The sequence below is a fragment of the Daeguia caeni genome (assembly GCF_042653845.1).
In the GTDB taxonomy this organism is placed as follows: Bacteria; Pseudomonadota; Alphaproteobacteria; order Rhizobiales; family Rhizobiaceae; genus Brucella; species Brucella caeni.
Genome location: NZ_JBHSEL010000126.1, coordinates 112,930 through 134,716 on the forward strand (window position 1 = coordinate 112,930; position 21,787 = coordinate 134,716).

Here is a 21,787-nt window from a genome sequence, read left to right on the forward strand (position 1 = left end):
AACGCTTCCAATGACGCAAAATCAGTCTGCCCAAATCAGTCGGGCACCATCATCATTGCATCAGAGGCAAACATGTCTGCGTCCGTTTCTCCGCTTGCTCCGAAACATTATCCGACCATGCCGACCATTGACGGTGTGCGTATCGCCACCGCAGCAGCAGGGATCAAATATAAGGGCCGCACCGATGTGATGCTGATGGTGTTTGATCAGCCTGCCGAAGCTGCAGGTGTGTTTACCCGTTCGCTCTGCCCGTCGGCGCCGGTCGATTTCTGCCGCAGGAATCTTGTCCATGGCAAGGCACGCGCCGTTGTCGTCAATTCCGGCAATGCCAATGCCTTTACCGGCAAGAAGGGCAGGGAAGCGACCGAGGCAACGGCTGAAGCCGCCGCCAAAGCCGTTGGTTGCAGCACGAGCGATGTGTTTCTTGCTTCGACCGGCGTGATCGGCGAGCCGCTTGACGCCAGCAAGTTCGCCCATCTTCTGGGGGACATGAACAGGAATGCCAGGGCGGATTTCTGGCTGGAAGCAGCCAAGGCGATCATGACCACGGACACCTTCCCGAAGGTTGCAACCGAAACGGTCAAGCTTGATGGTGTTGACGTGACCATCAATGGCATTGCCAAGGGGGCGGGCATGATTGCGCCGGATATGGCGACCATGCTGTCCTTCATCGTCACCGATGCACCGATCAGGGCCAGTGTCCTGCAGAGCCTTCTGTCCAAGGGGGTTGGTTCGACCTTCAATTCGGTGACGGTTGACAGCGATACGTCCACATCCGACACACTGATGCTGTTTGCAACCGGCACGGCCGCCAAGCGCGGCGCGCCGGAAATCACCGACCCTGCCGACCGCCGTCTTGGCGCTTTCAGGAGGGCGCTTGGCCGTGTGCTGAAATCGCTTGCGCTTCAGGTCGTGCGCGATGGCGAAGGCGCACGCAAGATGATCGAGGTGCAGGTCACTGGCGCGAAATCGGCCGCTTCCGCCAAGAAGATTGCGCTTTCCATCGCCAATTCGCCGCTGGTCAAGACCGCTGTTGCCGGTGAAGATGCCAATTGGGGCCGGGTTGTCATGGCTGTTGGCAAGGCTGGCGAGCCTGCCGACCGTGACCTGCTGACCATTTCATTCGGTGATATTCGCGTGGCCTATAAGGGCGAGCGCGACCCGGATTATTCGGAAGAGGCAACTTCGGCCTATATGAAGGGCGAGGACATTGTCATCCGCGTTGATCTTGGCATTGGCCGTGGCAAGGCGACGGTATGGACATGCGACCTGACCAAGGAATATGTCGCCATCAATGGCGACTACCGCAGCTGATCGCAGGCAATGCGCGACAGGAAAACGGCCGGGAACACGTTGATCCGGCAGATCGAGATTGCCGGTTTTCGTGCATGGCCGGCGGCTTCAGTGCATGAAGTGGGATCATGGTTAGTGCGTCTGACGCCGGCCTATCCCTCAAAGCGGCTGAATTCGGTCAATCCGCTGGATCCGGAGGATGACAGCGCCTTTGCCGAACGTATCGGACAGGCCACGGCACTGTTTCGCGCGGCAGGAGTGGGGCCCTGTTTTCGCCTGTCGCCACTGGCACCAGAAGGGCTTGCGGCCCATCTTGCCGCGACTGGCTGGCAATGGATGGAAGACGTTCTCGTCATGGCCGCGCCGCTTGCAGACATTGAACTTTCGGCTGCGCCGGCCCTTGCGCCATGCACGCAGTCTGAGCTTTACGCCGATGCATCGCTTGCCATTCATGGCAGGGGGGATGATCTGCGCCAGAGCCTGATTGCGATTCTGGATCATATCATCCCGGGCAAGGCCATGCTGGTGCTGGAAGAAAGCGGTGAGGCGGTTGCAAGCGCCCTGTGCGTGGCAGATGACGGGCTTGCCGGATTGTTTGATGTGGCCGTGCTTGAGCGCGCACGGCGCAAGGGGCATGGCCGCACGATCATCAGGGCCGCACTTGCCTGGGCTCTGCGGCAGGGCGCACAAACGGCATGGCTGCAGGTTGAAAGCCGCAACGAAATTGCCATTGCGCTTTACCGCAGTCTGGGCTTTCAACCGGCCTATCACTATGCATATTGGGGATTATCACAGTCATGAGTGAGCAGAAATCACGCCGTCTTCTTGTTGTAGCTGCCTGCGCGCTCGTGGACGGTGATGGGCGGGTGCTTCTGACACAGCGACCGGAAGGCAAGCAGCTGGCCGGATTGTGGGAATTTCCCGGCGGCAAGGTTGAGCCGGGCGAGACACCGGAGGAATGTCTGGTGCGCGAATTGCGGGAAGAAATCGGCATTACGACCAGAGTGCCATGCCTTGCACCGCTGACCTTTGCCAGCCACACCTATGAGGATTTTCATCTTCTGATGCCGCTTTATGTCTGCCGTCGGTTTGAAGGCATTGCACGCGGCCTGGAAGGGCAGGCGCTGAAATGGGTTCGGCCAAGGGATATGCGCGATTATCCGATGCCGCCTGCCGATGAGCCGCTGATCCCGTTTCTGATTGATCTGCTGTGACAGTTCGCAGCCAGTTCGGGCATTGCAAAAATTGCCAATCGGTTAATGGATGATTCACCGGGCTGTTTCATAATCGCATGCACGAGTAGCGGAGTAGTGTGATGCGTTTTGATGACAGCTTTTACAGTGCCGGCCATAATGCCCATGCCCCATCCCGGTTTGCTGGTGCCGGTGGGGGATTGGTGCGCATCGTCATGCTGTTTGGCTCTGCGACCATTGCGCTGGCCCTGATCCTTGTTCCGATCCTCAACAATCAGGCAGCCAAGATAGCAGCCGAATCAATCCTGCCGGTCGGCATTGACCGCACGACCACGGCGTCGCTCAAGAAGAGCGGCACGACACCTCCCGTCGTGAAACGGGCGCATACACAGCCCAATGCCTTTCCGGCTCCTGTTTCCGACCCGCTTTGCATTACCAAGGTCGATGGCCGTCAGGGCGCAGATTGCTGAATTACAGCTTGTCGACATTGCGCAGCGCTTCGGCAAGCGATGCCTTGGCTGAGCCGGGTTTCAGCGGCTTTTGCTGCGATTCATGCGGCGCCCAGCCGGAAAGCCAGATGATCGAAAATGTTGCGCGAATGCGTCCGTCCGGGTCGCTGAAACGCTCGGCATAGATTTCCGCTGCACGCATGAACAGTCTCTTTGCGACAGGACGGCGTGAGCGGGCCCTCAGCGCATTCTGCATGCCCATGGCGCGCAGATCCGCCATCAGATCGAACAGCGAATCGTAACGCACGGTCATGTTTTCCACGTCCGTGACGGGCAGTGCGAAGCCTGCGCGCTGCAACAGCCCGCCAATGTCACGCACATCGGCAAAGGGGAAGATGCGCGGCGATGCGCCGCCGGTCAGTTCGATTTCGGCCTGCAACAGGCTCTCGCGCAATTCACCCAGGGTGCCGCTGCCGGCAAGGGCGGCAAGAAACAGCCCATCGGGTTTCAATGCGCGGGCAATCTGCACCATGGCGCCCGGCGTATCATTGGTGGCGTGCAGCGCCATCAGCGAGACGATCAGATCGACGCTGCCGGGTTTGAGCGGCAGGAATTCATCATCTGCCACGATGGAGGCAAAGGGGCCGCGCAGAAATTCGGCATCCTGTTCCAGGCGCAAAATCTGTCCGGCCTTGCCGGAGCGCAGCATGGCTTCTGCCGCAAGGCCCGTATGGCCGCCGAGGTCAACCGCCAAGGGAAAACGCCGCTCGACCGTATCGAGGCGGAATGCGAGATCATCGGCAATGCGGCGCAATAGAAAGTCGGCACCATCGACCGCGCGACGGAAGGCGCGTTTACGGAATTGCAGCAGCAGATCACGGTCAAAGATGGCGTTGTCGGCAGATGGGCTGGACATGGAAATCCGTCTTCTCTTTTGCACGGGCCGCATTACTATGCGGGATATGCGCGGATAGATGCATTCGAATGGGGGCGAATGCAATGGCTGATCATGAAACGAATGCGAAAAGCATGGGCCTGCGCGGCAAGATCCGGGCACGGGAGGCGTTTCGCCACATCGCCAATCTGCTGTTTCCGTCGGCTTGTGCCGGTTGCGGCGAGATTGTCGCCATGCCGGGCACGCTTTGTCCCCGATGCTGGTCAAGCCTTCGTCTTATCGAGCGACCCTATTGCCCGGTGCTTGGCATCCCCTTCGCGCATGATTATGGCGATCATTTTCTGAGTGCCGAGGCCATTGCCGATCCGCCGCCGTTCAGGCGCCTGCGCTCGGCCGTTCGCCATGATGGAGCGGCACAGCGCATGGTGGTGTCGCTGAAATTCCATGACCGGACGGATCTGGCGCCCTGGATGGCCAGATGGATGCAGCGGGCAGGCGAGGAGCTGCTTGCCGATTGCGATGTGATCCTGCCGGTGCCCCTGCATCGCTGGCGCTTTTTCAGGCGCCGTTTCAACCAGTCGGCAGAACTGGCGCGAAGCCTGGCCAGACTGGCAAACAAGCCCTTTGTTCCTGAGGCCTTGAAACGCATTCGTTCTACGCAGCCGCAGATCGGCCTTGGCACCAGGGCGCGCAAGCGCAATGTCGATGGGGCTTTCCGCGTGCCGACAGCAGAAGAAATCCATGTGCGTGGGCGCAATGTCCTGTTGATTGACGATGTCTATACGACGGGGGCGACGGTGAAGGCGGCCACGCGCGCGCTGTTGCGTGCTGGAGCCAGCAATGTCGATGTCTTGACTTTCAGCCGTGTCCTGAATGATGACGGCCGGTCCGTTTGACGGTTGAATGCGTATTGGCTCTTTTCGATCAAGGTGTTGCCGCATATATAGTGGGGGTAACGAAGGGAGTTTTTCATGGTCGATGTAACTATTTATACCAAGCCGGGTTGCCCTTACTGCATTCGCGCCAAGGGGCTGCTTGAAGAAAAGGGCGTTCAGTTCAAGGAAATCGTCGCGAGTGAAAATCCCGAACTGCGTGCGGAAATGCAGGCGCGTTCCGGTCGCAATACATTTCCGCAGATCTTTGTTGGCACTGTCCATGTTGGCGGATGTGATGATCTTTTTGCGTTGGAAGCGCAGGGCAAGCTCGACGGTTTGCTGAAGACAGGTGAACTGAAGTAAGTCGGGCGGAGAATGGAAGAATGAGCATTTTTCGCGCAGCAGCGGTCCAGATGCGTTCGGGCGCAGATATTGCCCGCAATGTCGAAACCATGGAAAAGCTGGTTGGAGAGGCCGTTGCCAAGGGGACAACCTATGTGCAGACGCCAGAAATGACCGGCGCGCTGATGCGCGATCGTGAGGCACTGATTGCCAGTCTGCGCGATGAGGATAATGATCCCGTTTTCAGGGCCGCTTCGGCACTGGCTGCGAAATATGGCATCTTTGTGCATATCGGCTCAACGGCCATAGCCGCGGGCAATGACCGGATCGCCAATCGTGGGGCGATTTTTGCCCCGACGGGCAGGAAGCTTGCGACCTATGACAAGATCCACATGTTCGATGTCGATCTCGACAATGGCGAAAGCTGGCGCGAATCCGCAACCTATGCGCCGGGCAACGAGAGCGTGGTGGTGGAGCTGCCTTTCGCCAATCTTGGCATGGCGATCTGCTATGACATCCGTTTTGCACAACTGTTCCGGGAACAGGCCCTGGCTGGCGCCAATGTGATTTCCGCGCCTGCCGCCTTTACGCGCCAGACGGGGGAAGCGCATTGGCATGTCCTGCAGCGTGCGCGCGCCATTGAAAATGGCGCCTTCCTGATTTCCGCCGCCCAGGGCGGTCTGCATGAGGATGGCCGGGAAACCTATGGCCATTCCATCATCGTGTCGCCATGGGGCAAGGTGCTGGCCGAGGCTGACCATGCCGAGCCGGGTGTGATCGTTGCAGATATTGACGTGGCGGAAAGTGCCACGGCGCGTGCCAAAATCCCGAATCTGAAGAATGCGCGACCATTTACCATCAAAATGGTTGCTGCCAACGCATAGGAGACAGGACGTTCCATGATCCGCTTTTCGCTTCATTGCGATAACGGCCATGAATTTGAAGGTTGGTTCCGTGATAATGCCGATTTTGACCGGCAGGCAGAGCGGAAACTCGTGACCTGTCCTGCCTGCAATTCGCCGGATGTGCAGAAATCATTGATGGCGCCTGCCGTTTCCACCAGCCGCCGCAAGGAACAGCTTATTGCGGGGATGAGCGAGGAGCAGCGGCAGGCGCTTGAGATGATCCGTGAGCTCACCCGACAGGTGCGCAAGAATGCCGACTATGTCGGCGACCAGTTCGCCAATGAAGCGCGCAAGATCCATTATGGCGAGGCCAAGGCACGCGGCATCTATGGTGAAGCCACGCATGAGGATGTGCATTCGCTGCTGGAAGAGGGCATCGACATTTTGCCCCTACCCACCTTGCCGGAAGACAATAACTGAGTTCTGTTCACGGCATGTTGATCCTGTCCTGGCGGCTCAGGCCGGGCGTTCGGCCAGCATCATGTAATTGACATCCATGTCGCGTGAGCGATTCCAGCTGTCTGTGAGCGGATTATAGGTCACGCCGAGTCTGTCGATCACCCTGAGTCCGCTTTTGGCAAAGGCTGTTTCCAGCTCCTGCGGGCGCACCAGCTTGTCATATTGGTGCGTGCCGCGCGGCAGCCAGCGCAGCACATATTCCGCACCGATGATGGCAAGGCCGTATGCTTTCAGCGTGCGGTTGATGGTGGCGACGAACATGATGCCGCCGGGATTGACCATTTCAGCAGTCGCCGACATGAACAGGTCAACGTCAGAGACGTGTTCGACCACTTCCATGTTCAGGACGACATCGAATTTTTCACCGGCTTCGGCCAGTGCCTCTGCGGTCGTGGCGCGGTAATCGACTTCAACGCCGCTCTGGGCAGCGTGAATCCTGGCCACCTCGATATTGGTTTCAGACGCATCCGCGCCAATCACGGTTGCGCCGAGGCGCGCCATGGGTTCGCACAGAAGGCCGCCGCCGCAGCCAATGTCGAGAAAGCGCAAGCCTTCAAACGGGCGCGGCGCACGCGGGTTGCGGCCAAATTTCTCGCAGACTTTTTCCTTGATATAGGCAAGGCGCGTCGGGTTGAACTTGTGCAGGGGACGGAATTTGCCTTGCGGGTTCCACCATTCGGCTGCAATGCGCGAAAAATGCTCCACTTCGGAAGTATCGATTGTGGTGCGTGCGGTTTCGGTCATTTCATTCTCCTGCGACGGCTGCCGGCATGGTGTCTTGCATCCGGTTTAATGCCAATGTGCAAGATGGGCAAATCAATTTGGTCGTGCACGAAATCAGGCCTGTATCATCAGAACTGCCTGCTCTAGGCTGGACCGACGAATCACGGACTTGCAGAAACGCTGCATTTTAGCTATGTGACCCCCGGTTCGCCTGTCGCAAGAAAATAATGTTTGCGTAAGGCCAAGTGTAATTTTCAGGAAGAACGGGACGTATCCATAAATGGCGCGCATCGTGATGAAATTCGGCGGCACATCGGTTGCCGATCTGGAACGCATCTCTATTGTGGCGCGCCACGTCAAACGTGAGGTCGATGCCGGCAATCAGGTTGCGGTCGTCGTTTCCGCCATGGCGGGCAAGACCAATGAGCTGGTCGGATGGGTGCAGAACATGCCGAAAGCCGTTGGGGCAAGCTCGCCGATCTACGATGCCCGCGAATATGATGCGGTCGTTGCATCTGGTGAACAGGTCACGAGCGGCCTTCTGGCGATTGCCCTGCAGTCGATGGGCATTGATGCGCGCTCCTGGCAAGGCTGGCAGATCCCGATCCGTACCGACAATGCGCATGGCGCAGCCCGTATCCAGAACATCGATGGCGAGGAAATCATCCGCCGCATGGAAATGGGCCAGGTTGCGGTTGTGGCCGGCTTCCAGGGTATCGGCCCGGATCACCGCATCGCCACGCTTGGCCGTGGTGGTTCGGATACCTCTGCCGTTGCCGTTGCTGCTGCAGTGAAGGCTGATCGCTGCGATATCTATACCGATGTTGACGGCGTTTACACGACCGATCCGCGCATTGAGCCAAAGGCGCGCCGCCTGCCGAAGATTTCCTTCGAGGAAATGCTGGAAATGGCATCGCTTGGCGCCAAGGTTCTGCAGGTACGCTCAGTCGAACTTGCCATGGTGCACAAGGTTCGCACCTTCGTGCGTTCAAGCTTTACGGACCCCGATGCTCCGGGCATGGGCGATCCGATCAACCCGCCCGGAACCCTTATTTGCGACGAGGATGAAATCGTGGAACAGCAGGTCGTCACTGGTATCGCCTTTGCGAAGGATGAGGCACAGATTTCGCTGCGGCGCGTGGCCGACCGGCCAGGCGTTTCGGCTGCAATCTTTGGACCTCTGGCCGAAGAACATATCAATGTGGACATGATCGTCCAGAACGTCTCGGAAGATGGTTCCAAGACAGACATGACCTTCACCATCCCGACCGGTGATGTCGACAAGGCGCTGCGTGTTCTCAACAAGGTCAAGGACGATATCGGCTTCGACAACATCCAGTCGGAAACGGGGCTGGCCAAGATTTCGGTCATCGGCATCGGCATGCGCAGCCATGCAGGCGTTGCCGCCACCGCCTTCAAGGCACTGGCCGAAAAGGGCATCAATATCCGCGCCATCACCACGTCGGAAATCAAGATTTCGATCCTGATCGATGGCCCATATGCCGAGCTTGCAGTGCGCACGCTGCATGCCGTCTATGGTCTCGACAAGCAGTAACGGCTCGATTTTGGTCGAGTATTCGACTTTGGTATAATAGAATATGGGATGATGACAGCGCCGCAGGCCGGGACATGGCCTGCGGCGCTGTCATGTTTGCGCGTACGGCATAAAATTTGCCTGCAGGCTCTAGACGCGGCTTCTAAAAATGCTCACAAAGGGGCAAAAGGAAGCGTCGCGGGCGGATGTGTGATTCAGCCTGTGCGGCAGTAAACCTTGAGAATAACAAGTGGTTGCCTGCTTGAGGGAGCAGAGCCGCAGTCTTTGTTTGTTTTGACGCAGCCTGCCGGGGCATCATGCCGCCGGCGCTGTGTGAGAGGAGCGCCCGACGATCATGCGTGACCAGACGAACGGCCCCCGTGTGCTGTTGAAGCGTTTGCGCGAGTTAATGGCCGAGCCGCTTGAACCGCAGGCTCGCCTTGACCGAATCGTACGCGAAATTGCACAGAACATGGTGGCGGAGGTGTGCTCCTTTTACGTTCTGCGTGCCGATGGCGTGCTTGAACTTTACGCAACCGAGGGCCTGAACCCGCAATCAGTGCATCTGGCGCAATTGCGTCTTGGCCAGGGTCTGGTGGGCACCATTGCGGCAAGCGCCCGTCCGCTGAACCTCACCGATGCGCAAAGCCATCCAGCCTTTGCCTATCTGCCGGAAACGGGCGAAGAAATTTACAATTCATTCCTTGGTGTGCCAGTGCTGCGCGCTGGTCGCACGCTGGGCGTTCTGGTTGTGCAGAACCGCACCAAGCGCGCCTATCGCGAAGATGAGGTCGAGGCGCTGGAAACGGTTGCGATGGTGCTGGCCGAAATCATCGCCACCGGCGATGGAATTCGTGCCGCCCGCCCCGGCATCGAGCTGGATCTTGGCCGTCCGATGACGGTGACGGGCAGTGCCTTCAATGATGGTATCGGCCTTGGCCATGTGGTTTTGCATGAGCCGCGCATTGTCGTCACCAATCTGTTCAACGAAGACAGCCAGGCCGAAATCAGCCGTCTGGAAGAGGCGCTCGGCTCATTGCGTCTGTCGATTGACGACATGTTGTCGCGCCGCGATGTGGCGATTGAGGGTGAGCACCGCGAGGTTCTGGAAGCCTATCGCATGTTTGCGCATGACCGCGGCTGGGTGCGCCGTCTGGAAGAGGCGATCCATAATGGCCTGACGGCAGAAGCAGCCGTTGAAAAGGTGCAGAGCGACACACGTGCGCGCATGATGCATCTGACCGATCCCTATATGCGCGAGCGGCTGTCGGATTTTGACGATCTGGCCAACCGCCTGCTGCGCCAGCTGATGGGACATGACGTCAAGACCATTTCCGAATCACTGGTCAAGGATGCGATCATCGTGGCGCGCTCCATGGGCGCTGCCGAACTGCTCGACTATCCGCGCGAGCGCCTGCGTGGTCTGGTGCTGGAAGACGGAGCCGCAACCAGCCATGTTGTCATCGTTGCCCGTGCCATGGGCATTCCGGTCGTCGGACAGGCCAAGGGTGCAGTGTCGATGGCGGAAAATCATGATGCCATTATCGTCGATGGCGATGAGGGCATCGTGCATCTGCGCCCGACGAGCGAGATCGAGGCGGCTTATGCGGAAAAGGTGCGTTTCCGCGCCCGCCGCCAGGCGCATTACCGTGCGCTGCGCGACAAGCCGGCCATTACCAAGGATGGCGTGGAAATCTCGATGCTGATGAATGCCGGCCTTCTGGTTGACCTGCCGCAATTGTCGGCATCGGGGGCGGCTGGCATCGGCCTGTTCCGCACTGAATTGCAGTTCATGGTGGCCTCCACTTTCCCGCGTGCGGAACAGCAGGAACGGCTTTATCGTTCGGTGCTGGAGGCGGCTGGCGACAAGCCGGTGACATTCCGCACGCTCGATATTGGTGGCGACAAGGTGCTGCCTTATTTTTCCTCGACCGTTCAGGAGGAAAATCCGGCGCTTGGCTGGCGCGCCATTCGTCTGACGCTTGACCGTCCGGGCCTGTTGCGCACGCAGTTGCGTGCGCTGCTCAAGGCCGCTGGCGGGCGCGAACTGAAGCTCATGCTGCCGATGGTCACCGAGGTCAATGAAGTCAGGCAGGCACGCGCGATCATTGACCGCGAAGTGCGCCATCTGTCCCGCTTTGCCTATACGCTGCCGACCCAGCTCAAGCTGGGGGCAATGGTGGAAGTGCCGGCCCTGTTGTGGCAGCTTGATGAGCTGATGACGATGGTTGATTTCGTCTCGGTGGGGTCAAATGACCTGTTCCAGTTCCTGATGGCGGTTGATCGCGGCAATTCGCTGATTTCCGGTCGTTTTGACCAGTTGTCGCCTGCCTTCCTGCGCGTGTTGCGCCAGATCATTGATGCGGGCAAGCGCCATGACAGGCAGGTGACACTGTGCGGTGAGATGGCCGGACGGCCGTTGACCGCGATGGCGCTGATCGGCCTTGGTTTCCGTTCGATCTCCATGCCTGCATCCTCGATCGGGCCGGTCAAGGCCATGCTCGATACGCTTGATGCTGGCAAGCTGCATGCGATCCTGAACGAGGAGCTCGACAAGCCGAACACGGCGCATTCCTTACGCGATGTCGTGATGAAATTTGCCGAAGACAACGCAATTCCGTTATAGCACGGCTCAGATGAATTCTGGCCGAAGGTGGGGCGCGGGCGCGCCGCCATTGGCCTGTTTGCCATGCGCATTTATTGACAGGATTTGAACATGGTCGCCTTGCCGCAAGACCGTATGGATCAGCTTTTGAAGCGGTTTTCGATGATTGAAAGCCAGATGGCCAACAATCCTGATTCGGAAACCTATGTGAAACTGGCCTCCGAATATGCCGAACTGCAGGAAGTGGTCGGCAAAATCCGCGAACTCAACAATGCGCGCAAGGAGGCGAGCGATCTGGCCGCCATGCGCGATGATGCCTCGACGGATGCCGAAATGCGCGCTCTGGCGATTGAGGAATTGCCGGAAGTCGAAAAGCGCATCGAGACGCTGGAGCATGAAGTTCAGATTCTGCTGTTGCCCAAGGATGCTGCAGATGAGCGCAACGCCATTCTGGAAATCCGTGCCGGTACGGGTGGCCTGGAGGCAGCCCTTTTTGCCGGCGACCTTTTCCGCATGTATGAGCGCTATGCAGCCGACAGGGGCTGGCGCGTGGAACTGGTTTCGGCCAGCGAGGGCGATGCAGGCGGCTACAAGGAAATCATCGCGACGGTTTCAGGCAAGGGCGTGTTCTCAAGGCTGAAATTCGAATCAGGCGTGCATCGCGTGCAGCGTGTGCCGGAAACCGAAGCGGGCGGACGCATCCATACATCGGCCGCAACGGTCGCGGTTCTGCCGGAAGCGGAAGAGATCGACATTGAAATCCGCAATGAAGATATCCGCATTGATACGATGCGTGCATCGGGCGCGGGCGGCCAGCACGTCAATACCACCGATTCGGCGGTGCGAATCACCCATATCCCGACCGGCATCATGGTGGTGCAGGCCGAAAAATCGCAGCATCAGAACCGTGCGCGCGCCATGCAGATCCTGCGCGCCCGTCTTTATGATCTTGAACGCCAGAAGGCTGAAAGCGAGCGCTCCGCGGCCCGCCGCAGTCAGGTTGGCTCTGGCGACCGCTCCGAACGCATTCGCACCTATAATTTCCCGCAAGGCCGCGTTACGGACCATCGCATCAATCTGACGCTCTACAAGCTTGACCGGGTGATGGAGGGCGATCTGGACGAGCTGATCGACGCGCTGATTGCCGATCACCAGACAGCCTTGCTGGCCGAACTGGGCAAGGAATAATGGGCGGCGAACGGCTCGACAGTCTGGCAAGGCGCGCCCGCGACCGGTTGCGGGCGGCAGGGGTGGAGACGCCTGATCTTGATGCGCGGCTGTTGACCGAATGGGCCACGGGCGCAAGCAGGCTTGATCTGATTTCCGCGCCAGACCGGCTGATCGATGCGGATAAGGTCGCGGCGCTGGATGCGGCGCTGACGCGGCGCTGCCAGGGCGAGCCGGTGCATCGCATCATGGGGGTGCGGGAATTCTACGGCCTGCCATTTCGCCTGTCGCCGGGCACGCTGGAGCCGCGTCCCGATACAGAAGTGCTGGTTGATCTCTTGGCGCTGGTCATTGCGGAACAGATTGCCCGGAATGGCTTTGCCGAACTCGTCGATATGGGAACCGGAACGGGCGCGATCGTCATAGCGCTGCTGCACAGGTTTCCCGGGCTGCGCGGTGTAGGGGTGGATATTTCGGATGATGCGCTGGCGACAGCCCGAATCAATGCCGCTGAAAATGGTGTTTCAGCGCGCTTTGCCGCGGTCAAAAGCGACTGGTTTGAAAAATTGTCTGGGCGATTTCATTTTATTGCCTCAAATCCCCCTTATATACCCAGAAGAGAGATTGCATGCCTGTCACGCGAAGTACGTGATTTCGATCCGGTTGCTGCCCTCGATGGTGGCGAGGACGGGCTTGATTTTTACCGGGTGCTGGCAAGTCATTCAGGCCGTTATCTTTACCCGGATGGACGGATTGCTGTCGAAATTGGTGCAGGCCAGTTCGACGATGTTGAAACCATATTTGCCGAAGCAGGCTTTGTCCTGGCAGGACATGCGAGCGACCTTGGCGGTCATCGCAGGGCCATGATGTTTGCCGTAAAACAGACAGTGGACGATCTGTACTGTCCTGATAGGAATAAAACACATTATCAGGATAAAACACGTTGAAAAAAACACTTGGAATTTGCAGCGAAGCCGTTTAGGTTCCGGCCACCGTATGCAGCCAGAATGGTTTTGCCCGCTTGTGAGCGGTGGCGGAAATACTCCATGACGATTTCATGGTCATGCTCCCTTCAAGATCCGTTCTGTTCAAGACAGTCTGTAGGGATGGCTCGTACGGGAAGCGCACGAATTTCAGGCATGATGTGGGAAGCAATGCTTTCATATTGAGTCATGCAGAGTGGTCTCCGCAGTTTAACTGGCCCGGCGTTCGATGTCAGGACTCTGATTTTGAGCAGGCGGCCGGCAAAGAGCGGGGGCGCAAAGTAACAAACAGTCTGTTGGGAGTTTCAGGGTGTACTTCCTTCAAGGCGCAACAGAGCGAAATCAGCGGTGGCTGAAACCGTATGATTTCTACGCCCTTTATTCTGAAAAGAGATGAATATGAGGCCAGCACAGCAGAACAGGCGCATGCGTGGACGGGGGAATAACAATAACCGCAAGGGCCCCAATCCTCTGTCGCGTAATTATGAAAGCAACGGTCCGGACGTCAAAATCCGTGGCAATGCACAGCATATCGCAGAAAAATATACGGCATTGGCTCGGGATGCACAGGCATCTGGCGATCGCGTGATGGCCGAAAACTATCTTCAGCACGCAGAACATTACAACCGCATCATTCTGGCTGCCATGGCCCAGAATTCGATCGCCCTTCCGCGCGATGATTTCGATGATATCGGCCTGGATGATGACGATATGGGCTTTGCCCCGGTCGTCCAGCAGCCGGTCAATGGTTCCGGCCCGCAGCCGATCATCGAAGGCACGCCTGCTGAAGTCGTCTTTGGTGAAGAAACCGCTGAACAGGTAAAGCCGGCCGAAAACCGCCAGCAGGATAACCGTCAGGCGCGCGATTTCCGCGAACAGCGCCGCATGGCGCGTGGCCGCCGTCCGCAGCGCGAGCGTTACAACGCACAGGAACGCGGCGAAGAGGGTGCACAGGAAGGTCAGGTTCAGGCTTCCGAAGAGGAAAGCCCACGTCTGGAACAGCAGGCCGAGGCGCCTGTCGTCATCGAGGTGACGCCTGTTGAAACCCAGCCGATTGAAGCCGAGGCAGAGGCACCAAAGCCATCGCGCGGCAAGGCTTCGGCAGCACAGGCTGAAACGGTAGAGGATGAGGGCGAAGCACCACGCCGTGCCACACGCCGCCCTGGTCGTCCGCGCAAGACGGCACGCGCCGAGGCTGATGCGGTCCCTGCAAGGGAAGCGGTCGCGTCGGACAGCTGAGACGGCCGACAGAAGATCATGTACTGAAATGGCGCGGTTTTCCGCGCCATTTTTCTTTGCATTTTTCCTTGGAAAACGGCTTGTCGAACGGAAAAACCCTTCCCATATTTCAGCTGAAAAAGGCGTTTGCCCAGTTGGGGAACGCCGTCACCAACCATTCTGCGGTGCCGCTTGACGGGCCGGAGGACAAGGAGACACCATGAACATCGAGAAATATTCCGAACGCGTCCGCGGTTTCATCCAGTCTGCACAGACCTACGCGCTTTCGCACAATAATCAGCAATTCGTACCGGAGCACATGCTCAAGGTCCTGATCGATGATGACGAGGGATTGGCCGCATCGCTGATTGAACGCGCAGGCGGTCGCATTGCAGATGTGCGTCTCAGCTTGCAGAGCGCGCTTGAAAAGCTGCCGAAAGTGACCGGCGGGAATGACCAGCTTTATCTGTCGCAAGCTCTGGCCAAGGTATTCGCGCTGGCGGAAGAACTGGCCACCAAGGCTGGCGACAGTTTTGTGACGGTCGAGCGCCTGTTGACGGCGCTGACGATGGAAAAATCGGCAAAAACGTCCGAGATTCTGTCTGCCGCTGGCGTAACCGCAACTGCACTGAACAAGGTCATTAACGAAATGCGCAAAGGTCGCACTGCCGATTCGGCGTCTGCTGAAAGCAATTTTGATGCCTTGAAGAAATATGCCCGCGATCTGACCGAAGATGCGCGCAGCGGCAAGCTTGATCCCGTTATCGGACGCGATGAGGAAATTCGCCGTACCATTCAGGTTCTGTCGCGCCGCACCAAGAACAATCCGGTGCTGATTGGTGAGCCGGGTGTGGGCAAGACGGCAATTGCCGAAGGCCTGGCGCTGCGTATCGTCAATGGCGACGTGCCTGAATCGCTGAAGGACAAGAAGCTGATGGCGCTCGACATGGGCGCGCTGATTGCCGGTGCGAAATATCGCGGTGAATTCGAGGAGCGTCTGAAGGCTGTCCTGAGTGAAGTGCAGGCGGCTGCGGGGGAAATCATCCTGTTTATCGACGAAATGCATACGCTGGTCGGCGCAGGTAAAACCGATGGCGCAATGGATGCCTCGAACCTGTTGAAGCCGGCGCTTGCCCGTGGCGAGCTGCATTGCGTCGGCGCAACCACGCTCGAGGAATATCGCAAATATGTCGAGAAGGATGCCGCACTTGCCCGCCGCTTCCAGCCGGTCTTCGTTGATGAGCCGACTGTCGAGGATACGATCTCAATCCTGCGCGGTCTGAAGGAAAAATACGAACAGCATCACAAGGTTCGTGTTTCCGACACGGCACTTGTGGCGGCTGCGACGCTTTCCAACCGCTATATCACCGACCGTTTCCTGCCGGATAAGGCAATCGACCTTGTCGATGAGGCCGCATCGCGTCTGCGCATGCAGGTTGATTCGAAGCCGGAAGAGCTCGATGAAATCGACCGCCGTATCATGCAGCTCAAGATCGAGCGCGAAGCGCTGCGTGTCGAAAAGGACAGCGCTTCCAAGGATCGCCTGCAGCGGCTTGAAAAGGAACTGGCGGATCTTGAGGAAGAATCGTCTGAACTGACAGCCAAGTGGCAGGCCGAGAAGCAGAAGCTGGGTCTTGCGGCTGAATTGAAGCGCAAGCTGGAAGAAGCACGCAATGCCTTGGCGATTGCCCAGCGCAATGGTGAATTCCAGAAGGCGGGTGAACTTGCTTATGGCACGATTCCGCAGCTGGAAAAGGAGCTGGTTGCCGCTGAAAGCCATGAGAACAGGGGTTCGCTGCTGGAAGAAACAGTAACACCGGATCATGTGGCTCAGGTCGTGTCGCGCTGGACCGGCATTCCGGTTGACCGGATGCTCGAAGGCGAACGCGAAAGGCTTCTGCGCATGGAAGACGAGCTCAGCAAACGCGTCGTCGGCCAGGGCGAAGCGGTGCAGGCTGTCTCCAAGGCGGTTCGTCGTGCCCGTGCCGGCCTGCAGGATCCGAATCGTCCGATCGGTTCGTTCATCTTCCTTGGCCCAACGGGTGTGGGCAAGACGGAGCTGACCAAGTCGCTTGCCTCCTTCCTGTTCCAGGATGATGCCGCGATGGTGCGTATCGATATGTCGGAATTCATGGAAAAGCATTCCGTCAGCCGCCTGATCGGTGCACCTCCTGGCTATGTTGGCTATGAGGAAGGTGGCGTGCTGACCGAAGCAGTCCGTCGCCGTCCATATCAGGTGATCCTGTTCGACGAGATCGAAAAGGCGCATCCTGATGTCTTCAACGTGCTGTTGCAGGTTCTGGATGATGGCCGCCTGACCGATGGTCAGGGCCGTACGGTCGATTTCCGCAATACGGTCATCATCATGACCTCGAATCTGGGCGCGGAATATCTCGTCAATCTCGGTGAGAATGACGATGTCGAAAGCGTCCGTGAAGAGGTCATGGGCGTGGTGCGTGCATCGTTCCGTCCGGAATTCCTCAACCGTATCGACGAAATCATCCTGTTCCACCGGCTGCGCCGCGAAGACATGGGGGAGATTGTCGATATCCAGATCAAGCGTCTGCAAAACCTGCTTGGCGATCGCAAGATCGAACTGCAGCTTGAAGATGATGCCCGCGAATGGCTGGCCAACAAGGGTTATGATCCGGCCTATGGCGCCCGTCCGCTCAAGCGCGTGATCCAGAAGGAGGTTCATGACCCGCTGGCCGAGCGCATCCTGCTTGGCGATATTCTGGATGGATCGATCGTGAAGATCACGGCCGGTTCGGACAGGCTGAACTTCCGTTCAATTCGTGTTGAACCGGAAGAAGCCGCAGCTTAATCTGCTGGAACTGAAACCACCAAACGCCGCAGAAAAACCTGCGGCGTTTTCTTTTCTGCATGTCTTGGCCATTTTCATGTCCAGTTCATATGGCAACAGACACAAGTGTAATGACGGATAAACGATCCTGAAGACTGTCCTGTTTTTGGGAACTTATGGAATTACTTGATGACAAAGGTCATTCGCATATTTCAACTGGCGATCCTGGCTTCGGTTGTGACTCCTGCGCTGGATGCTTTCGCGCAGGAAAATTTCGTCGCAGACGAGGCTGAAGGTGCGCTGGTGCAATTGGCACAGCTTTATGATCCGGGGGAAGAGATTTTCCGTGACCGGAACCGGCGCATCTATATTGATCCCTATGGTCGGCGTGTGACGATGGATCGTCGTGGGCGCATTATCAGTATCGAGGAAGCAAACAGCTTTGATCCGCGCGACCGCAATTTTTACCCGGATGACAGCGCCTATTATTCGGACGGCCCGACGGGTGGTGGCGTTCCTTATGACGGCTTCGGCGATGTGCCTGAAGATCCGAATTATTATCCTGCAGTCCCGGCTGCGCCGGGCTATGACGGCAATCGGGGTGGGCAGGTGCAGCGTTCGGAACTGGCCCCTCCGGGGCTTGCACCAAATGATGACAGTCTGAATTCAGCCAGCATTGATCCGCAGACGGGGGCGGCTGTCGCCAGACCGCAGGCTGTTCCGCGGGCTGATGATTTTGCTCCATCGCTTGATATGCCGAAAGGGCAGGGGGCAAAGGCCAGGATCGCGGCCTTTCAGGTTCTGCTTGACCGGGCCGGCGCTTCGCCCGGTGTGATCGATGGCCGCGCCGGCAGCAATGTCAACAAGGCTGCAGCGGCCTATCGGGAACTGACCGGCAAGACGATTGATCCGAAGGATGAGGCGGCTGTGAATGCGGAGCTTGAGGCAACGGGCGGGCCTGCCTTCATGGAATATACAATCACCAATGAGGATGTCGGTCGCCAATATGTCGCCTCCATCCCGGAAGACTATGCCCATAAGGCTGCCCTTCCGGCCCTGGCCTATACGTCTGTCGCCGAAATGCTGGGCGAGAAGTTCCACATTGACGAGGCCTATCTGAAGGAAATCAATCCGGGCGTGAATTTCAATCAGCCGGGCTCGGTGATCAAGGTGCCAAGAGTAGGCCAGCCGGTTCGCGCGCCTGTTGCCCGAATCATTGCGGACAAGGCGCGCAAGCAGGTGCGTGGTTATGACGAGAATGGCAAACTCGTTGTTGCCTATCCGGCAACGATCGGCTCGGCCGATACGCCGTCACCTTCCGGTATTGTTCAGGTCGAACGCATCGCGATCAATCCAAACTATACCTACAATCCGAAGATCAATTTCAAGCAGGGCAATAATGACAAGATCCTGACGATTCCGCCGGGGCCGAATGGTCCGGTCGGGACGGTCTGGATTGCCTTGTCCAAACCAACCTATGGTATTCACGGCACGCCAGAACCATCGAAAATCGGCAAAACCTCAAGCCATGGCTGTGTTCGTCTGACCAACTGGGATGCCGAGGAACTGGCAAAGCTGGTCAAGCCAGGCGTGACCGTCGAGTTTATCGATTAGGGCAGTTCAGATTTTCCGAAACCCTGAATTGCTCCATCATATTGGTTTCCGTAGTGTCGGGCGGAAAACTGTTTCCTGTTTTCTGGAGTGGTCCGGGCCCTGAGTCGGTACACCTTTCAGGCTTCAAAAAAGAGCGGTGGCTAAGCCATCGCTCTTTTGTTTGGATGCGGCCGGGACAGTGATCTCAGCTTTTCGTGCTTGTGGTGGCGGCAATTTTGGTTCCGCCGTCAGCATCATCACTGTTCAACAGGGCGTCGATCCGATCGCGCTCCTGTTTGAAAGCAATGAGATCCTCGCCTGTCAGGGATTTGTTATCCGGCAAACGAATGCGCATCGGGTCAACCTTGGTGCCGTTGACGATCAGTTCATAATGGAGATGCGGTCCGGTCGAAAGGCCGGTTGAGCCGACATAACCGATCACCTGCCCCTGACGTACCCGCGCGCCCGGTGTTATACCGCGCGCAATGGCGTTCTGATGGCTATAGCTCGACACATAGCCATTGGGGTGGCGAATCAGCGTCTGATTGCCATAGCCATTTGTCCATCCGGCTTTTTCGACAATGCCATTGCCGGCGGCAATGATTGGAGTGCCGCGTGGTGCCGCCCAGTCGACACCAGTATGCATGCGGCTATAGCCAAGAATCGGATGGCGGCGCATGCCGAAGGAGGAGCGGAATATTCCGTTTGGTACAGGATTGCGCAACAGGAACTGTTTGGCGCTCTTGCCGTCCTGATTGTAGTAGTCCACTGATCCGTCAGAGGCCTGGAAACGGTAATATTTGTGTGTCGTGCCGTTGAAGGTGGCGGCAACATAAAGCAGTTGCGAATCCGAATCGGCATTGTCGTTATCATCTGGTAGCGAGAAAAATGCCTCGATTCGGTCGCTTGGCGACAGCTGAGCCTGCAGATCCACGTCCGACGCCAGCATTTTGACCAGCTGTTCGCGCATGGTTTCCGTCATGCCATAGGCAAGGGCGGCCCGGCTGATGCCGTCATAAACGCTTGGCAGGTTGTCGCGCCGCACGATAGGCGTCGAATCATTGTCAAATGCCGTTTGCAGTAGAGGTGTTGATTCCGGTTCTTCCGCAGGGACGAATTGTTGCCGGTCATTGAGCGCAACCGTCAGAATATGCGTCGTACGATTATAGATGCTGGCGCGCACAATATGATCAACGCCGTCACGGGTCTCCGTACCGATTCGTACGATACTGCCTTCCTTGAGGCGGTGTGAATTCATCAGTTTGCTCAGCGCATCAACGACGCGGTCGGCATCTTCTCCCGTATAGCCGGCTGTTTCCAGCATTTCTGCCATGGAGGCAGTCTTGCGGAATGGAATCAGTTCTTCGGAAAATCCGTCATTGGCCGCTTCGTCATCGAGTCGGGTTGCGACGCTGACATTTTCCTGGGTAATTTTCACGCCAAGCGAAGGGCTCAGCGAATAGGTCGAATCACTGCTGGGGCCAAAGCGTGCCGGATCAATATAATGCAGCGAGGCAACCTGCACGTCGCCATCCGTAAGCAGACTGCCCGTTTCACGGACTACCTTTTCCGCCTCCTCGATGGAGAGATTATCGGCGGTATCAAATGTATTGTTGTCGAGCGGGAAATCGACAACGCGCAGACTGACCTCACTTTCAACCTTGCCGTCGAGGATCTGGCCAGTATCGGCCTGTGGTTGTGGTGTTGCGCCATCTGAAAATACCGCCAATGCGTTGAATGGCGGGTAGTGGCGCGCGGTCGGGTAATCAGCCGCCAGCATCATGTTGACATATTCGAACGGCTTGGTTCGGATGACTTCGCGTTCGCCAACCTTCTGCATTGTCGACAGATCGAATCGTCGCCGGTCGCTTGGCGCCTGCTGGGTCACCGTGCTGATGAGACGGCGCCCTTTTGTGCCGACATCATCATCATCGGCAGGCTGCATCTCATTTCGGGCGAGAACTTCCGGTGGCGTGGCCAATTGTTCACGGCCATTGAGTGCGGCGAACAGGGCAACGCCAATCAGCAGGCATGAAGTGATTCCGGTCAGAAAGGTGCCTGCCAGCCATCGGGCCGAGATCTCGCGTCGATCTGGCGGGCGACGGCGTCCTCCAGTTACCAGTGGAGGCTCTTCACCTAGATCGGGATTATATGCCCCCTGATTCTTCATCCCTTTAAAGCCGACCTTGTTCAAAATGGTTCATGCACAAAGGTGCAGAATGGACTGGTTTGAAGTCAACCAATGCTCACGCTCGAGAACGATGTTTACTGCGGTTGATATTCGCGGCAACCCGAAAAGGTTATGTCGAGTTTTGCCTGCCATATGTGTGTAAGTCAACGATCGAGAACCCTTGTCGAGTGTCAAAGCGCTACCCGTTTCATGTGCTTGGCTTCCAACTCATTGAAACCGAAGGCTTCACTCAAAGTCGGCGATGTGATTCGAACTTGATGAAGAAATGATATCCACAGCGTTTCACATGCAGGAAAACAGCCTCTGATTTGAGCCAAATGCGCATATCAAAATAATAAGGCTGGTTTGTGGCCACACAGGCGGAAATGCAGCAGGGCACTGGCCTGTTTCCCGGGCTATTGAAAGGAAATTCACTGCGAACATGAAAAATTTTCAAAAAACTGAGATTCACATGTTGACATAAGGGGGGATGGCTCTCTATATAGCTCCACAACGAGGGCGGCGGCGCCGGCAGCGGCAGGCTGATGCGTCCTTGTTTTTCTACTGAAAGGTAGTTGAC

Annotated in this window: 19 protein-coding genes; 15 read left to right on the plus strand and 4 right to left on the minus strand. The window is 57.5% G+C overall.

Going from position 1 to position 21,787, the window contains the following annotated elements; genetic code table 11:
• Positions 1-72 precede the first annotated feature (72 nt).
• The 4 genes from argJ (at position 73) to ACFO1V_RS15395 (ending at position 2,956) form a co-directional block, all read left to right on the plus strand.
• Positions 73-1,314, plus strand: coding sequence for a bifunctional glutamate N-acetyltransferase/amino-acid acetyltransferase ArgJ (argJ, locus tag ACFO1V_RS15380; RefSeq protein ID WP_374830761.1), 1,242 nt, complete (start codon positions 73-75; stop codon positions 1,312-1,314).
• A 9-nt stretch (positions 1,315-1,323) separates the two neighbouring features.
• Positions 1,324-2,094 (plus strand): GNAT family N-acetyltransferase, encoded by a 771-nt coding sequence (locus ACFO1V_RS15385; RefSeq protein WP_374830763.1) that lies wholly within the window; start codon positions 1,324-1,326, stop codon positions 2,092-2,094.
• Positions 2,091-2,507, plus strand: coding sequence for an 8-oxo-dGTP diphosphatase MutT (mutT, locus tag ACFO1V_RS15390; protein WP_374830765.1), 417 nt, complete (start codon positions 2,091-2,093; stop codon positions 2,505-2,507). Before ACFO1V_RS15385 ends, mutT begins: the two co-directional genes overlap by 4 nt.
• A 101-nt stretch (positions 2,508-2,608) precedes the next feature.
• Positions 2,609-2,956 carry a hypothetical protein gene (locus ACFO1V_RS15395; protein ID WP_374830767.1) on the plus strand — a complete coding sequence of 116 codons (348 nt, stop codon included), beginning with the start codon at positions 2,609-2,611 and terminating at the stop codon, positions 2,954-2,956.
• Between the two features lies 1 nt (position 2,957).
• Here the strand turns inward: ACFO1V_RS15395 and ACFO1V_RS15400 are convergent, their stop codons facing one another.
• Positions 2,958-3,851, minus strand: a complete 894-nt coding sequence (locus ACFO1V_RS15400; RefSeq protein WP_374830769.1) for a methyltransferase domain-containing protein — start codon at positions 3,849-3,851, stop codon at positions 2,958-2,960.
• 83 nt (positions 3,852-3,934) lie between these two features.
• Here ACFO1V_RS15400 and ACFO1V_RS15405 point away from each other — a divergent pair, with 83 nt between their 5' ends.
• From ACFO1V_RS15405 to ACFO1V_RS15420, 4 genes are all read left to right on the plus strand, one after another.
• On the plus strand, positions 3,935-4,726 hold the full coding sequence (locus tag ACFO1V_RS15405) for a ComF family protein (RefSeq protein WP_374830771.1): 792 nt from the start codon (positions 3,935-3,937) through the stop codon (positions 4,724-4,726).
• 75 nt (positions 4,727-4,801) lie between these two features.
• Complete coding sequence (grxC, locus tag ACFO1V_RS15410; RefSeq protein WP_374830773.1) at positions 4,802-5,068, plus strand: glutaredoxin 3; 267 nt, start codon at positions 4,802-4,804, stop codon at positions 5,066-5,068.
• A 20-nt stretch (positions 5,069-5,088) separates the two neighbouring features.
• Positions 5,089-5,931: a carbon-nitrogen hydrolase family protein gene (locus ACFO1V_RS15415; RefSeq protein WP_374830775.1), complete on the plus strand. Its 843-nt coding sequence runs from the start codon at positions 5,089-5,091 to the stop codon at positions 5,929-5,931.
• 15 nt (positions 5,932-5,946) lie between these two features.
• A complete protein-coding gene (locus ACFO1V_RS15420; protein ID WP_374830777.1) occupies positions 5,947-6,372 on the plus strand; it encodes a DUF1178 family protein in 426 nt (141 codons plus the stop codon).
• Between the two features lie 36 nt (positions 6,373-6,408).
• Here ACFO1V_RS15420 and ubiG read toward each other — a convergent pair whose 3' ends face one another.
• The gene (ubiG, locus tag ACFO1V_RS15425) at positions 6,409-7,155 is read right to left on the minus strand and encodes a bifunctional 2-polyprenyl-6-hydroxyphenol methylase/3-demethylubiquinol 3-O-methyltransferase UbiG (RefSeq protein WP_374830779.1); all 747 of its coding nucleotides are present in this window, start codon (positions 7,153-7,155) and stop codon (positions 6,409-6,411) included.
• Between the two features lie 259 nt (positions 7,156-7,414).
• Here ubiG and ACFO1V_RS15430 point away from each other — a divergent pair, with 259 nt between their 5' ends.
• The 7 genes from ACFO1V_RS15430 (at position 7,415) to ACFO1V_RS15460 (ending at position 19,058) form a co-directional block, all read left to right on the plus strand.
• Positions 7,415-8,689, plus strand: coding sequence for an aspartate kinase (locus ACFO1V_RS15430; RefSeq protein ID WP_374830781.1), 1,275 nt, complete (start codon positions 7,415-7,417; stop codon positions 8,687-8,689).
• A gap of 334 nt (positions 8,690-9,023) precedes the next feature.
• Positions 9,024-11,294, plus strand: coding sequence for a phosphoenolpyruvate--protein phosphotransferase (gene ptsP / locus ACFO1V_RS15435; protein ID WP_374830783.1), 2,271 nt, complete (start codon positions 9,024-9,026; stop codon positions 11,292-11,294).
• A 90-nt stretch (positions 11,295-11,384) separates the two neighbouring features.
• Positions 11,385-12,461, plus strand: a complete 1,077-nt coding sequence (gene prfA / locus ACFO1V_RS15440) for a peptide chain release factor 1 (RefSeq protein ID WP_374830785.1) — start codon at positions 11,385-11,387, stop codon at positions 12,459-12,461.
• Positions 12,461-13,387, plus strand: a complete 927-nt coding sequence (prmC, locus tag ACFO1V_RS15445; RefSeq protein WP_374830787.1) for a peptide chain release factor N(5)-glutamine methyltransferase — start codon at positions 12,461-12,463, stop codon at positions 13,385-13,387. The genes prfA and prmC overlap by 1 nt, the downstream gene beginning before the upstream one ends.
• 435 nt (positions 13,388-13,822) lie before the next feature.
• Entirely contained in the window at positions 13,823-14,662 is an 840-nt protein-coding gene (locus ACFO1V_RS15450) for a DUF4167 domain-containing protein (protein WP_374830789.1), read from the plus strand.
• Between the two features lie 199 nt (positions 14,663-14,861).
• Positions 14,862-17,465 carry an ATP-dependent chaperone ClpB gene (gene clpB / locus ACFO1V_RS15455; protein ID WP_374830791.1) on the plus strand — a complete coding sequence of 868 codons (2,604 nt, stop codon included), beginning with the start codon at positions 14,862-14,864 and terminating at the stop codon, positions 17,463-17,465.
• 168 nt (positions 17,466-17,633) lie between these two features.
• Positions 17,634-19,058 carry a L,D-transpeptidase gene (locus ACFO1V_RS15460; RefSeq protein ID WP_374830792.1) on the plus strand — a complete coding sequence of 475 codons (1,425 nt, stop codon included), beginning with the start codon at positions 17,634-17,636 and terminating at the stop codon, positions 19,056-19,058.
• Between the two features lie 184 nt (positions 19,059-19,242).
• On the opposite strand, the gene ACFO1V_RS15465 is transcribed toward ACFO1V_RS15460, so the two are convergent.
• Both ACFO1V_RS15465 and ACFO1V_RS15470 read right to left on the minus strand, forming a co-directional pair.
• Positions 19,243-21,207, minus strand: coding sequence for a M23 family metallopeptidase (locus tag ACFO1V_RS15465; RefSeq protein WP_374830794.1), 1,965 nt, complete (start codon positions 21,205-21,207; stop codon positions 19,243-19,245).
• 250 nt (positions 21,208-21,457) lie between these two features.
• Positions 21,458-21,787, minus strand: a 330-nt coding sequence (locus tag ACFO1V_RS15470) for a hypothetical protein (protein ID WP_380075110.1), incomplete at its 5' end; no start/stop codon positions are given.